The 13,865-nt window shown below is 69.9% G+C and carries 13 protein-coding genes; 4 read left to right on the top strand and 9 right to left on the bottom strand.

Going from position 1 to position 13,865, the window contains the following annotated elements:
• Nucleotides 1-116 precede the first annotated feature (116 nt).
• Complete coding sequence (locus tag ACZ4U1_RS35230) at nt 117-446, top strand: endonuclease domain-containing protein (RefSeq protein WP_461698685.1); 330 nt, start codon at nt 117-119, stop codon at nt 444-446.
• Nucleotides 447-566: 120 nt separating this feature from the next.
• Nucleotides 567-1,940, top strand: coding sequence for a glutamate--tRNA ligase (gltX, locus tag ACZ4U1_RS35225; RefSeq protein WP_351890810.1), 1,374 nt, complete (start codon nt 567-569; stop codon nt 1,938-1,940).
• 7 nt (nt 1,941-1,947) lie between these two features.
• Here the strand turns inward: gltX and ACZ4U1_RS35220 are convergent, their stop codons facing one another.
• From ACZ4U1_RS35220 to ACZ4U1_RS35180, 9 genes are read right to left on the bottom strand one after another with little or no spacing between them, the layout of a single operon-like run.
• On the bottom strand, nt 1,948-2,934 hold the full coding sequence (locus ACZ4U1_RS35220; RefSeq protein ID WP_467908241.1) for a glycosyltransferase: 987 nt from the start codon (nt 2,932-2,934) through the stop codon (nt 1,948-1,950).
• Entirely contained in the window at nt 2,931-3,545 is a 615-nt protein-coding gene (locus ACZ4U1_RS35215) for an HD domain-containing protein (RefSeq protein ID WP_467908240.1), read from the bottom strand. The genes ACZ4U1_RS35220 and ACZ4U1_RS35215 overlap by 4 nt, the downstream gene beginning before the upstream one ends.
• 5 nt (nt 3,546-3,550) lie before the next feature.
• The gene (locus ACZ4U1_RS35210; protein ID WP_467908239.1) at nt 3,551-5,266 is read right to left on the bottom strand and encodes a carbamoyltransferase family protein; all 1,716 of its coding nucleotides are present in this window, start codon (nt 5,264-5,266) and stop codon (nt 3,551-3,553) included.
• Nucleotides 5,267-5,283: 17 nt separating this feature from the next.
• Nucleotides 5,284-6,075: a radical SAM protein gene (locus ACZ4U1_RS35205; protein WP_467908238.1), complete on the bottom strand. Its 792-nt coding sequence runs from the start codon at nt 6,073-6,075 to the stop codon at nt 5,284-5,286.
• Between the two features lie 17 nt (nt 6,076-6,092).
• Entirely contained in the window at nt 6,093-7,211 is a 1,119-nt protein-coding gene (locus ACZ4U1_RS35200) for a hypothetical protein (protein WP_467908237.1), read from the bottom strand.
• Nucleotides 7,211-8,320 carry a radical SAM protein gene (locus tag ACZ4U1_RS35195; RefSeq protein WP_467908236.1) on the bottom strand — a complete coding sequence of 370 codons (1,110 nt, stop codon included), beginning with the start codon at nt 8,318-8,320 and terminating at the stop codon, nt 7,211-7,213. The genes ACZ4U1_RS35200 and ACZ4U1_RS35195 overlap by 1 nt, the downstream gene beginning before the upstream one ends.
• 3 nt (nt 8,321-8,323) lie before the next feature.
• The gene (locus ACZ4U1_RS35190; protein WP_467908235.1) at nt 8,324-9,322 is read right to left on the bottom strand and encodes a D-2-hydroxyacid dehydrogenase; all 999 of its coding nucleotides are present in this window, start codon (nt 9,320-9,322) and stop codon (nt 8,324-8,326) included.
• Nucleotides 9,319-10,629 carry a glycosyltransferase family 4 protein gene (locus tag ACZ4U1_RS35185; RefSeq protein WP_467908234.1) on the bottom strand — a complete coding sequence of 437 codons (1,311 nt, stop codon included), beginning with the start codon at nt 10,627-10,629 and terminating at the stop codon, nt 9,319-9,321. The genes ACZ4U1_RS35190 and ACZ4U1_RS35185 overlap by 4 nt, the downstream gene beginning before the upstream one ends.
• 44 nt (nt 10,630-10,673) lie before the next feature.
• Nucleotides 10,674-11,027 (bottom strand): ATP-binding protein, encoded by a 354-nt coding sequence (locus ACZ4U1_RS35180; protein ID WP_391791508.1) that lies wholly within the window; start codon nt 11,025-11,027, stop codon nt 10,674-10,676.
• A 374-nt stretch (nt 11,028-11,401) separates the two neighbouring features.
• Here ACZ4U1_RS35180 and ACZ4U1_RS35175 point away from each other — a divergent pair, with 374 nt between their 5' ends.
• Nucleotides 11,402-12,847, top strand: a complete 1,446-nt coding sequence (locus ACZ4U1_RS35175) for a carph-isopro domain-containing protein (protein WP_467908233.1) — start codon at nt 11,402-11,404, stop codon at nt 12,845-12,847.
• A 10-nt stretch (nt 12,848-12,857) separates the two neighbouring features.
• Nucleotides 12,858-13,811, top strand: a complete 954-nt coding sequence (locus tag ACZ4U1_RS35170) for an FAD-dependent oxidoreductase (protein ID WP_467908232.1) — start codon at nt 12,858-12,860, stop codon at nt 13,809-13,811.
• Nucleotides 13,812-13,865 lie beyond the last annotated feature (54 nt).

Below are 13,865 nucleotides of genomic sequence, written 5' to 3'. Positions count from 1 at the left end.
ATCGAGGCGTCTACTGGTGTACTTCGTGTCAGCAGGAACTTCCGCTTACTCACTTCGGAACCGATGCCGGGCGAGGTGGCCTGCCCCGGGGTAACTGCAAGCTGTGTCAGGGGATCGTGACCCGAGCCGGTAAGCACAAGCGATCGTTCTTGGATGTGTATCTCCTTTTTGAGTATCAGGGGTACAAGTGTGCTATTTGCCCGGTGGTGCACGGCGACGGAGATGGTCTGCATCTTGATCACGACCATGAGTGTTGCCCCGACAAGGGTGAGTCCTGCGGTCAATGCATCAGGGGATTGCTGTGCTGGGGATGCAACGGGGGTGTACTTCCGTGGTACGAGCGCATCCGCGGTCAAGCGCCCCCGTATCCGCCGCTGGAGTCGTACCTGAGTGATCCTCCAGCAGCAGCACTTGGGCTAACGACGGCCCAGTCCGGTAGCGAGTAAGGCCGAAAACATCGGTGTGGGGGTAGGGCGAGTGGTCCGGGGTACAGGTCCGGCGTCGGTACCCTGGAGCGCATGTCTACTGCCCCGGTTCGCGTTCGTTTCGCCCCGTCCCCGACCGGCATGTTCCATGTCGGTGGTGCACGGTCCGCTCTCTACAACTGGGCGGTGGCGCGACAGTCCGGCGGCAGGTTCGTCCTGCGGATCGAGGACACCGACGCGGCCCGGAACAAGCCGGAGTGGACCGAGGGCATCATCAGCGCGCTGGCGGCGATCGGCATCCATGGCGAGGACCCGGCCTTCGAGGGGCCGTACTTCCAGTCGCACAACGCCGACCGGCACCGGGAAGCGGCTCAGCAGCTCTTCGCGGCCGGCCGGGCGTACTACTGCGACTGCACCCGGGAGCAGCTGAAGGAGCGCACGGGGTCGGAGCACCTCGGGTACGACGGGTTCTGCCGGGACCGGGGGCTGGCCTTCGAGGAGGGGCGGGCGCTGCGGTTTCGGACGCCGGACGAGGGTGAGACCGTCGTGGTCGACCTGGTCCGCGGGGAGCCGGCGTTCCCGAACAGCGCGATCGAGGACTTCGTGATCGCCCGTGGCGACGGGTCCCCGGTCTTTTTGATCGCCAACGTCGTGGACGACTTGGACGAGGGAATCACGCAGGTCATCCGGGGCGAGGAGCACCTGTCGAACACGCCGAAGCAGCAGCTGCTGTGGGAGGCGCTCGGTGCCAAGCCGCCCGTGTGGGCGCATCTGCCGGTGATCGTGAACGAGAAGCGGCAGAAGCTGTCGAAGCGCCGGGACAAGGTGGCGCTGGAGGACTACCTCGCCGAGGGCTTCCTGCCCGAGGCGATGGTGAACTACCTCATGCTTCTCGGCTGGGGTCCGGGTGACGATCGGGAGATCAGGCCGTACGAGGAGCTGGAGCAGCTCTTCCGGATCGAGGACGTGAACACCGCGCCGGCCTTCTTCGACGTGAAGAAACTGACGGCGTTCAACGGCGAGTACATCCGCGCCCTGTCGCCGGAGCAGTTCGCCGCCGCCTGCGCGCCGTGGCTCGTCGCCCCGTACGCGCCGTGGCGGCCGGAGGCGTTCGACAAGGACGTCTTCGAGGCGGCGGCTTCCCTGGCCCAGACCCGGCTGGCGCTGCTTTCCGAGATCACCAGCTATGTGGACTTCCTGTTCCTCGACGAGCCGGTCGAGGACGAGGCGTCGTGGAACAAGGCGATGAAGGCAGGCGCCGGCGACATCCTGTCGGACGCCCGCGCCGAGCTGGCCGACGTCGCGGACTGGAAGGCGGACGACCTGAAGGCCGTCCTGCTCGCCGTCGGGGAGAAGCACGGGCTGAAGCTGGGCAAGGCCCAGGCGCCCATCCGGGTCGCGGTCACCGGCCGGACGATCGGACTCCCGCTGTTCGAGTCCATGGAGCTGCTCGGCCGGGACCGCGTGCTGGCCCGTCTGGAAGCTGCCAGCAAGAAGCTGGTCGCGCAGGCTTAGCCGCTGGTCAGGCGACCTGCGTCAGGAGGTTGCCCCAGGCGTCGCCGAAGTAGTTCAGGTCGAACCGGGCCAGGGCCTCGTACCCCGCCTTGGCCTCGGTGTGGCGTGCCGCCACACGCTCCCGGACCTGTGCCGGGAGACGGCGGAGGTCCGGGGCCGGCTGGCCAGCCAGTGCGGCGAGGTCGCCCAGGCCGGCCACCGGACGGATGAGGCAGGGCAGGCCGAGGAGTAAAGCCTCGGCGGCGCAACGGCTCCAGCCCTCCCGCATCCGTGGAAGGAAGACACCGACGTCACAGGCGCGCAGCAGACGCAGGTACCGCTCGCGTTCGACGTCGTAGTGCGCGCTGTCGAGGCCGATGGTGTTGCTGCCGCTGGTGATCACCCGCAGTCCGGGAACGCCGGCCAGTGCTGCGGAGACCTCCTCGGTCCCCTTCCAGTGCACGGCCTTGCCCGCGTAGACGCCGATCACGTCGGGTTGTAGGCCGAACTCGGCGCGGCACTCGGCCCGGTCGTAACCGCGTGCCTGCTCTACTTCGGCCATGTCGAAGGCGTTGTAGATCACCCGTACGTTGCGGACGCCTCGGGCGCGAAGCTGGTCGGCCCAGTACGGGGCGACGCACACGACGGCGGCGCACTGCGGCAGAACGCGGAACAGCCGCTCCCAGAGCATGGCCTCGATGGGGGCGGAGTCATGTTGGAGCGGCTCGTAGTGGTGCAGGAGGAACACCGTGCGGGCGCGCATCTCGGGCGTGAACAGCAGCAGGCTGAGGTCGTCCCACACGAAGGTGCCGGTGGTGCCGTGCAGCGCCCGTATGGAAGGTGCCAGGCGGGCGAGGTGGCGGAGCTTGCGCCAGCGGCGGACCCGGTAGGTCCGCTTGTGGTCCGGGACCGTGCGCCATTCCACGTCGTCGGCCGTCACCTCGTGGAGCATCCGTAGGTAGACCCGGCCGCCGGTCCGGCCGACCGGCTCCATCGAGTAGACGACCCGTTTCACGGACGGACCTCCTGTATGTGGTGGACGTACTCGGCGTGCAGGCGCGCGTGCATGCTCTCCAGATGGGGGCCGAGGTCGCGGGCGGCGTCGGCGAGGGGGAGGTGGAAATCGCCCAAGGTCTGGAGGAACCGTCGGCGTCGGTCGAGGTTCGGGGACGCGGCGAGGTCGCGCAGGTTGTGCAGGCGGTCGGCGAGCCGGACGAGGAGCTCCTCGGGCGGGAGCGCGGCCTGCTTCGCGCGCCAGCGGGTCTCGTCGCCGACGGACTTCGTGCGCTGTTCGAGGCGGTGGTCGGCCGTCATGGCACGCAGGCGAGCGGTGAACGGGCCGCCGAGGTGATGGACGAGCAGTGCCTCCGCCTCAGGGGACACCTCCAAGGCGTCATGGAGGAGAGCGAGGAGGAGGGTTTCGGGGCGCCGGACGCCGATCTCCGTTCGCAGAAGCCTGACGACGGCCAGCGGGTGCTCCAGGTAAGGCGTGCCCTGGTCGCGGGTGTGGCCGTCGTAGACCGTGAGAGCGAGGCCGGCGGCCACGCGGGCGCGGGACTGCTCGTTCAGGCTCCACGCCGCGGCACCGAGCACGGTCAGGACGTGGTCGAGATCGATGGGATCCATCCGCCTCACCTCGTACGAAGGGACGCGGCACGGGGATCGGGGACGTGGTCGGCGAGCAGCAGGGTGTCCCCGACGGCGAGGGCGTCGAGGCGCAGCTCCACCGCCGCCGCCAGGGCTTGCTCAGCGGTCCGCAGGATCGGGGTGCCTTTGCGGTTGAAGGATGTGTTCAGCAGCAGCGGCAGCCCGGTGAGGTCGCGGAACTGCTCAAGGAGATCGCGCAGGCCCTGGTGGTCGGCGCCGACGGACTGGACGCGGGCGGTGCCGTCGTGGTGGGTGACCCCCGCGACGCGGTCGGCTCGGCACCGGCGGACGGTGGCGACACGGTTCATGAAGGGGTCGCCCGCCGACATGAACCATTCCGTGGCGTGCTCGGCGAGGACGGCCGGCGCGAACGGGCGGTACGCGGCTCGCTTCTTGATCGCGTTGAGTCGGTCCCGCGTGGCGGCGCGACCGGGGTGGGCGAGGATCGAGCGATGGCCGAGGGCACGCGGCCCGAATTCGAGCTGTCCCTGCACCCAGCCGACGATGCGGTGCTCGGCGAGCAGTGCCGCCACTGTGGGTGCCAGTCCGAGCCCGAGGCGGGGCAAGGCGTGGTAGCCGGACGGCCTCGGCGTCGTCGGCAGCGCGCCCGGATCGGGGCCCCAGGCCGCGTCGGTCGGCACCGGAACGCGCTCCTGCCCGAGCTGGTAGTGCCAGCCGTAGAGTGCGGCGCCCACGGCCGTGCCGGCGTCGTGTGGGGCCGGTGCGACGAAGAGGGTGTCAAAGCCACTGTCGGCGGCCAGCTGGCCGTTGAGGTGGGAGTTCAGGGCGCATCCGCCCGAGAACACCAACGCTGAGGCCCGAGTGAGTCGTTGCAGGTGGCGGGCGATGTGGACGACCGATCCGGCGAAGACCTCCTGGACGGCGGCGGCCAGGTCGGCACGCTTGTGCTCCGGCTGTTCCGCGACGTTGTCGACGGTCCAGGCCCGGCCATCGAGCAGCAGCGGCGTGCTGCCGTCCGCGGAACCCCACGGGTGGTCGATGCGGACCTCGCCCTCGTCGCCGAGCCGGACCAGTTCGCGGATGTGTGTTCCGTAGCGCTGGGGATCGCCGAAGGCCGCGAGCGCCATCATGCTGCCCTCGGGCTCATCGCCGGGCGGGATCACCCGCCGGGCGAGGTTCCGGTAGAAGTGCCCGAGGGAGGAGTGGACGCGCCGGGGCCCGACCGGGCCCGGCACGACGGCCGGCATGCCCTGGTGGAGGCGGTCGATGCGATCGGGCCACAGGTCGTACCCCGTGATGCGCTCCCGGCCCGGGCCGAAGTCGGAGCCCAGTGAGGAGCCGCCGGCGTCGATGACGAGGCCCGCGGCGTGCTCGTGCCCGGAGAGCAGGTAGCCGGAGAGCACATGGGCCGTGTGGTGGGAGAGGAGGCGGAGGTGTTCGCCGAGAGGGGCGGGCAGGAGGACGGCGAGTTCCTCCCGCTCCTCGGCCAGCCACCAGCCGGCCGCGGGGTTGGGACGCATGGAGGCCGCCCAGACGGCGTCCACGTCCTCCGGTTCGATGCCGGCGGCCTCCAGGCACCACTGGAGTGCGCGGGTCGGGGCGGTGAGCGTGCCCTTGCGGGTGGGGTGGTTGTGCTTGACGCCGCTCCAGCGCTCCTCCTCGGCGGCGTAGATGCGGCCGTCGACGACTAACGCGGCGGCCGTGTCGTGGTGGAAGTTCAGTCCGAGGACTGCGGGCATGGTGGTGTACCTCCCGGTCAGACGGTGAGGGCGGGGACGAGTGCGGCGCCGGAGTCGGTGTACTCGTGGCAGCGCAGGCAGAACCGGAAGTGGTGCGCGCGCGGCGCGAACACCTTGGCCGCGAAGTCCTCGTCCCAGATGCTGAACTCGCTGTCGTCCTTCGCCATGGCGTTGAAGCAGCGGTAGCAGGACCCGTCCATCTCGATCATCAGGTGCTGGTCGAGGTAGCGGTCGCAGAGGCCGCGCAGCTCGTTCGCCGGCTGGCCCACGTCGACGTGGTGCACGTGGTTGGTGACATGAATGGCGCCGTACTGCTCACACAGCGCCCCGAGCTGCGTGAGCCGGGTGGAACTGATGCCTTCCAGGACACTGTTGACGACCACGGTCTTGCCGGCTTCGCGGAGGCGGGGCACGACGGCGCGCACCTCGTCGTAGTTCCCGTGTTCGTCGTCGCAGCCGATGAGGATCTGGTCGTATGAGCGGAGGGTCGCCTCCATGATCGGCTGGTTGCGGGCCAGGGTTATGGCGTTCGTGCCCAGGACCATGACCTTGTCCGGCAACCGCGTGCGGGCGGCGTCGCTGAGCGCCGGGAAGTCCCGGTGCACGGTGGGTTCGCCGCCGTTGATGTGCAGCTGCTGGAAGGGGATGGTCTCCAGCCGGGTCAGGATGGTGGAGAACAGCGACAGGGACATGTTCTCGCCCTGGGCGCCGTCGGCGAAGATGCAGAAGTCGCAGTGCCGGTTGCACTTCGTGGTGATCTTGACCTTCGCGGTTTTGAGGGTGCGGGGCACTGGCGCACGCGCGGTCATTGGCGAGACTCCTTGGGTCAGAGGTGGACGTCATCGGGCGTGAGACTGAGGAAGTCCTGGACGGTGGTCTTCTCCCGGTGCCAGCGCGCGAGGGTCACGCGCAGCGTGTCGGCGGTGGTCGGTCCGGTCGGGATCAACGCCGCCATTCGGGCGGCCAGCTGCTGGGCCGGTGTGGTCTTTTCTGCCGCCAGCGCGGTCAAGGTCTGGGCGGCGGAGCGGAGTTCCTTCGCCTCCCGCCGGATCAGGTACTCGGTCGCCACGCCGGGCGGCGGATCGAGGTAGTACAGCCAGCGGGCGACACGTACACGGAGCATGCCGGCCGTCATCACCCAGTCAGTACGAGCGTGCTCATGCCCCTGGCCGTCTGGGCGGTCCCCGTCAGGAACGCGGCGCATGGCCGCCTCCAGAGCTACATGGGCCGCGCGGAGCAGGTGGCGCGGACTCCGTGGTCGGACATCGGCATGGTGCTCCGAGTGCCGGAGGAACAGCTCGGCGTATCCGTCCAGTCCCTCCGGCCGCCACTGGGTGAGGGCCGCCGTCTTTCCGGGGCAGCGGGTACGGGTCGCCAGTGCCGCGGCGGCGAACCAGCACGGAGCGAGGTAGTGCCACGCCACGCAGTGGCGCCGGTAAGCGGCGACGTCCTCGACCACGTTGTCCGTGCTGTCCGCAGCCAGCTGGTATCGGCCGCCCATCCGAGCCTGGAGGATCCCCCGATAGAACCGCTCGTCCACCGCGCACCAGGGCGCCATCTGGGCCCGGGACTTCCACCGCTGGAAGTCCCGCGCGCTGCCGCTGATCAGTGACCAGGTCGCGAGTTCCGGCGCGGACACGAGCCGCCCGTCCGCCTCGATCACGGTGAACGCGAAGCCGGGCGGGTGCTCCAGGAGACGTCGATGGGAGACCTCCCGGCCGACTGCGGCGGCGTGTGCGGCGGCCAGGCGGTGATTCCACTCTTCCCAGTCCACAGGTGCCTGGCGCAGGAGAACGCGTACGTCGATGTCGGAGTGCGGAGCCAGCAGATCGGCCGGCTGCCACTTGTGGGTGAGCATCACGGCCCCGACGCCGTGAGCGTCCAGCTCGCCTTCGTACAGAGCGCCGAGTCCCTGGTAGAGAGGCGGCGCGTCGACCACGACCATCACCGCTCCCCGGTGGAGGCGCGGGCGCAGGAGGGGCCAGCCGCTTCCGTGGGCAGGACGGGGAGCAGAGGCAGGACCGGAGTGCCTTCGGGGCGCTCCAGCCGGTCCCAGCGCAGGTCGTAGTCGACGTAGTGGAAGCCCTGCCAGGCGTCGTTGGTGTTGCGGTTGAGCATGGCCTGGAAGAGGTGGGCGAAGGCGTCGCCGAGTGTGCCGTCGGCGAGGTGAGGCTTCAGGGGGATGTTGCGGTTGTGCAGGATGCAGGGTCGCGCCACACCCGTGGGTGTGATCTTGATCCGGTTGGCGTCGGAGCAGGTGGCGCAGCTGGAGTTGGAGATGAAGCCGATCGACCCCGCCCAGCCGTCGGGACGGAGGTACTGCCCGGGGCTGCGGACGCCCAGCTGGTCCCGGGGGACTTCGCCGGCGTCCGCGAACCACTCGTGGAGACGGTCACGCACCTCCGCTTCGGTGATGAACTCGGTGTTGAACAGCGCCTGGGCAGGACCGATGTTCTGGAGTTCGATCAGGCGGACGGCGACGGGCAGGTCGCGGGCGAGTTCGGCCACGGCGAAGGCGTCGTCCAGGTAGGTGCGCTGAAGAACGCAGTTGATCTTCACTCGCAGGCCGAGGGAGAGGGCGGCGTCGAGGGTGCTCCGGGTGGTACGCGGGTCGCCGCCGCCCATGATCGCAGCGGACCGTGCCGGGTCGAGGCTGTGGAGGCTGAGGTTGAGGTAGGTCAGGCCGGCGTCGTGGAGCTGTTCGACGCTCAGCCCCCGGCGCAGGTTGCCGTGGCTGGTCATGCCGATCGCGGCGTCGGGCCCGAGGCCGTCGGCGAGGCCCGCGATGACGTCGAGGATGTCGGCTCGGAGGGTCGGTTCACCGCCGGAGCAGTGTGCCTTCCTGATCTTCCAGGTCCCGGCCTCGGTGGCGATGGCCGCGTAGTCGGAGGCGGTCAGGGGCCGGTCCTTGTGCCCGTAGTCCGGCATGCACCGCGGCTTGCAGAACACGCAGTCCAGGTTGCACAGGGAGTTCAGGGTGAAGGCCAGGTAGGGGTGGTTGCGGCCTGCGGCGGCGAAGGCGGCGGCCAGATCGTCGTGGTCTGCGGTGGGCATTGGTCAGCCTCCTACGAGCGGAGAGCGGGTGGCGGGCGCCTCGGCCAGGCCGTTGAGGGGCTGGCCCGAGAGATAGCGGTGGAGGTTGTCGGCGAAGAACGCCACCGCCCCGTCCATGTACGCGCGGCAGAACACCGAGCTTTTCGGGGTGAGTACGACCCGGGGGTGGAGCCGAAGCGGATGACGGGCGGGCAGCGGTTTCGGATCGAAAACGTCCAGGGCCGCGCCGCGAAGGTGGCCGGTGTCGAGGGAGGCCAAGAGGGCCGGCTGGTCGACGGTTGCCGCGCGGCCGAGGTTGAGGAAGAGAGAGCGGGGCTTGCACGCCGAGAAGAGGTCATGGTCGAAGTAGCGGTCCGTCGCCGGGGTCGCGGGCAGCAGATTGACCACTACGTCGGCGACGGACACCGCCTGGTGCACCGCCGTCGTGTGGACCCACGTGATCCCGCCCTCGGAAGCCGCAGGTGGCGTCCGGCGTACTCCGATGACGTTCATGCCGAAGGCCCGAGCGGCCTGGGCGAGGTGGCGTCCGACGCTGCCGCAGCCGACGATGGTCATCGTCGCCCCCGCCAGGTCGAAGAACTCCTCGGCCAGGTCGTCCTTCCACCAGCCGCGGTTCCGCTGGACGCGCTGGCTGGTGAACAGCCCGCGGGAGAAGCCCAGGACCAGGCCCATGGCGTGCTCGGTCATGGGCCTGCCGTGGAAGCCGTACGAGCGGGTCAGGGCCACCCCGACGGAGTGCGCCTCGGCGACGGGCAGATGGTCGGTGCCGGCGGCCGGGGAAGCGATCCACTTCAGATGTGGCGCGGCGAACAGCCACGAGGGCGCGAATCGCCACCCGAAGTAGACGTGTGCTTCGGCCAGCTGGTGCGGCACGGCCTCCTCGGTCGCCCTGCGGAACTCAATGCCGGGGAAGGCGGCGGACAGCGCACGCTCGTGTTCGGAGGACAGCCGCCAGAAGGAGTGCGGGGACTCCAGGCTGATCAGCACCACCGGCTGGTTCATCGCGCGCGGCCCTCCGCGGTGGCTGACCGCGCCAGCGCCCAAGGGGCGATGCGGTCCATGACGGAACCGACGCTGGCCTCGTAGTCGTGGCGGGAGCGCACCAGGGCCGCCCCGGCGCTCCGGAGCCGATCGCGTTCTCGAGGTAGGACGGTCAGGGCCCGGTGCAGGGCGGATGCCAGGGACCTGGGGTCCTGCGGTGCGGCCGTGAAGCCGGTCTCGCCGTCGATGACGGTCTGGGCCAGGCCGCCGGCCGTGGTCGCGACCACCGGGCCAGCACCGGCTGCGAACGCCTCCAGGGGTATCCGGCCGAAGGGCTCCTCGCGAGAGGGAACGATGACCGCGCGTAGGGCCGGGCTGTGCAGCCAGGCACGGATCGCGGGGGTGAAGCGAGTGATCAGAGTCGCGTCCAGATCGTGCGCGCGGATGTGTGCCGCCAGGTCCTGCTGGTACGAGGAGGGGTGCTTGTGTTCCTCCGAGGTCACGGCAGCCAGCAGCAGGTGAGGAACGGGGACACCGCGTTCCTTCAGCAGGCGCAACGCCTCCAGGAGATCTTCGAAGCCTTTCGTCGGGACTGCGCGGCCCATGGCGAGAAGGAATCCGGCGCGGGCCTTGAAAGGCAGCGGCAGAGCCGTGGTCGGCCTGACCATCTCCTCACGGATCAGTCCGTTCGGGATGCTCACGATGCTCGACCGAGGGACGGCGTAGTTGACGACGAGGTGGCCTCGCATGTGGGAGGAGATAGCCCCGACGCGCGCACCTCGGAGTGTCGCCGCCCGCAGGGCGTCCCGCTCCCAGCGGACGCGGGAGACGTCCTTGGGCCGCGTCAGCGCGGTCGTGGAGCGGGGCACGAGCAGCAGGTCCGTGGTCGGCGACGTGTAGGGCGCGAGCCCGAGGAACGGGATGTCGAGGCCGACGAGGAGGCACCGGCTCCCCCGCGCGGCGATGCGTATGGCCGCCTCGCCCGCCAGGTCGCACAGCTGAACCGAGCCGCGGACCGAGTCCGGCGGCGCGTTGACCTTCGGGATCGTGATGACCTCGGCCGCGGCCTGCCGCAGCATCTGCCGCACCTCGCCGGCCCACCGCTGATCGTGCGCTCCCGCGGCCTCGGGCACGTGCGGGGTGATCACTGAGAGGCGGCCTGCCGGCAGGAGCCGGGCCAGTGCCGTGAGGAAGGCGCGGTTGCTGAAGCCGGTGCCCGACTCCGCGCCGTAGAAGCCCTCGTGGAGAGCGACGACGACCCTGGGCTGGCGAGCGGCCTCCGGCACAGCCGTGAGTGAGGGTGGGGAAGTCGCATGGTCGATGCGCACTGTGTGGTGCCTCCTTGGAGGACGGGTTTGGGCAGGCGTGGACATCAGGCGCCGGCGGACGAAGAGCACGGCCTGTGGGTGAGTCGGCACCAGGCACGAGAGCCGCTGGTGCCAGTCGTCAGCGACCAGGCATCGGCCAAGGCATGGACGATGACCAGTCCCCGTCCTGATTCGGCCTGCTCGTCAGGAGCGGTAGGAGAAGCGGGTGCCGGGCGGGAACAGCCGCCGTCGGTGACGGTGATCTCGATCTCCAGGCCGCCACTGGCCAGACTCCTGCGGTCGACGCACAGAACCAACGGAGGACTGCCCGAGACGAAGGCGTTCGTCGCGAGCTCCGACCCGATCAGGCGGGCATCGGCAAGTACGTCCTCCTCAGTGCCACGCAGCGCCAGCGTCACGGCGCCCCGGGCGACCTCGGCCGCTTCCGGTCCGTACGGCAGATCCGTGATCAGGGAGGTCGTGCCGTCACCAGCGGCAAGCCCTCGTCCGGGGGCGGAGGTTGGTCGTCCGGCGTCACGGTCCAGCACACCGCCCGGTCGGCCTGGGGAGGTGCTCGTGTGCTGTCTCAAGGCCCACCTCTTTCTCCGTCGGCTCGGAAGACGGGCGCCTCCGCCGGGATCCAAGAACACAGGAGAGGGAAGGTCAGACAGGACCCGATCAGTGGGTCAACTCGGTCAACTTCCATGGGACGGTGGTGAATCGTCCGTCCAGGGGCATCACCATGGGGCCCGCGAAGTGATGGACAAACCACTGGAGCGAAGGGTGGTTGCACGTGGCACCGCAGACAGGCGAGCCCAATGTCGTACTGGCGGGGTGCCTCGACGAACTCGGGTGGAGTCCGAAGGCGCTCGCTCGCAAGCTCAACCGAGTGTTCGGCGCGGGGACGGTGGCCGAGTCGGCGCCGTACCACTGGCGGGACGCCGGGTCCCTGCCGCGTTCGCCATTGCCGGTGATGGCCGCCTACGTGCTCTCCCAGGAGCTGGGTAGGAATGTCTCGGTGGCCGAACTGTGGCAGGGCCGTGTGGGCGACTCGTCAGCGCTGGTCCCCGCGGACACGGATCTCGCGCGGCCTTGGACCGCGCAGGGCATGGAGGCGATCGTGGAGGACTGGGTGATGGGAGGGCTCGTCGACCGTCGCCGGTTCCTCGCGATCTCGGGCGCGGGACTCCTCGCGATCGTCGCCCAGTACCTCGACGGCACTGCGGGACGCGGTCAGTACACGCCTCGAATGACGTCGTCGCTCGGCACCGATCCGCTCGTGGATCAAGTCGAGCAGCATCTTCCCATGCTCCAGTTGCTCGATGACGAGCACGGAGGGGCACGTCATCTGCCTTACGTTGGAGCCCAGTTCCGGGCCGTCGGGCTGCTGATTCGCGAAGGCGGCCACTCTCCGGCTGTCGCGAGCCGTCTGATCCGCGCGCTGGCGGAGATCGGCCAGTTGGCCGGCTGGATGGCCTTCGACGCGGCCGACCACGGACTGGCGCAGCGCTACTTCGTCACGGCGCTTCGGGCCGCCCATCAGGTCAATGACCTTCCCCTGTGTGCCCACATCCTGGGCGACCTGTCCTTCCAGGCGGCGAGTCGAGGACACCCCGCGGACGCCATCGCCCTCGGAGAGGCCGCGCGCCGTGCGAGCGATGCCGCCCCGCTGGCCGTCCGGGCGTCCGTCCTGTCCCGGCTCGCCTACGCCTACGCCGCCGCCGGCCGTGACAACGACTTCGCCCACACTCGTGGCGCTGCCCGCGAACTGATCGCAAGCCGGGACGGCCGCCAAGAAGAGCCCCGCTGGATGTACTTCCTCACCGACAACCACCTGGACTGCCAGGCTGGTTACGGCCTCATCCAGATGGGTCGTGCACAGCAAAAGGCGGAGAGCGGAAAGAAGAGCCGTCGCTTTCTCGCCCAGGGGACCGAGATGCTCAGGTCCGGGGCGTACGACGTGCCGCGCGGCGACCCAAGCCAGCGCCGAGCCATGTTCGAGGGAGCCTGGCTGGCCCTGGGACACAGCGCGCACGGAGACCTGGAGGCAGCCTGCGAGATCGGCCGAATCGCCGCCGACCGCCTCGATGTCGTCCGCTCGCCTCGCAGCGCCGCGCTGCTCCACCAACTTGCTGCCGACCTCCGTCGCCGACAGCGCAACCCTCACGTGCGCGGCTTCCTGCCGGCCCTGGAGAACGCCCTCGCCCAACACGCCCCATCGACGCAACCCGGCCGTTAGGGTCAGGTTCATGACCGCAGGGGAGCGCGTTGTCGTTGTCGGGGCTGGGGTGGCTGGGCTCACCACGGCCGTCGTTCTCGCCGAGGCCGGGGCTTCGGTGCACGTGATCGCCGAGCAGGTGCCGGGGGGCACGTCGCTGGCGGCCGGGGCGATGTGGGGGCCTTACCTGGTCGAACCGAAGGACAAGGTCGACCAGTGGGGACAACGGTCCCTGGAGATCTTCCGGGAACTGGCCCAGGACCCGGCGACGGGCGTCCGGCTCACCAGTGGCATCGAAGCGTCCCGCACGGCCGAGGCCGCGCCGGACTGGGCCACCACTTTGCCTGGCTTCCGACCGTGCGAGCGGGCCGAACTACCGGCCGGGTTCACGGCGGGCTACCGGTTCACCGTGCCACTGATCGACATGCCTACCTACCTCGACTACCTCCTGCGCCGGCTCCGCGACGCCGGGGGTGTGGTCGAGCGGCGACGGCTGACCTCGTTCTCGGAGGCCGGTCCGGCTTCGGCGATCATCAACTGCGCGGGCCTTGGCGCACGCGACCTGGTTCCGGACCCTGACCTCCGGCCCATCCGCGGCCAGCACGTCGTCGTCACCAACCCCGGGCTGACCGAGTTCTTCTCCGAGGACACCGGCCTCTCCCCGGACCTCCTGTGCTTCTACCCCCACGGCGACACCGTGGTCCTGGGCGGCACAGCGATCGACGGCGAAGGCGATCTGGCCCCCGACGACAAGGCGGCGGCCAGCATCCTCGCCCGCTGTGCCGAGGTCGAGCCCCGCCTCGCCGAGGCCCGTGTCCTGGAGCACCGGGTCGGCGCTCGACCGACCCGCGCCACGGTCCGTGTGGAGAGCGACCGGTGGGAGGACGGCACCGTGGTCGTGCACAACTACGGGCACGGGGGTGCCGGCGTCACGCTGTCGTGGGGTTGTGCCGAGGAGGCTCGGACGTTGCTGGCCACCAAGTGATCCAACCCCGGCGAGCAACATGGCACCGGTCTTGAGCACGGCGCATGACGCGCA

The sequence above is a fragment of the Streptomyces sp. NPDC028928 genome, from assembly GCF_055564915.1.
Note: the sequence above shows the minus strand (reverse complement) of the source record. Positions and strands in the feature narration are given on the sequence as shown.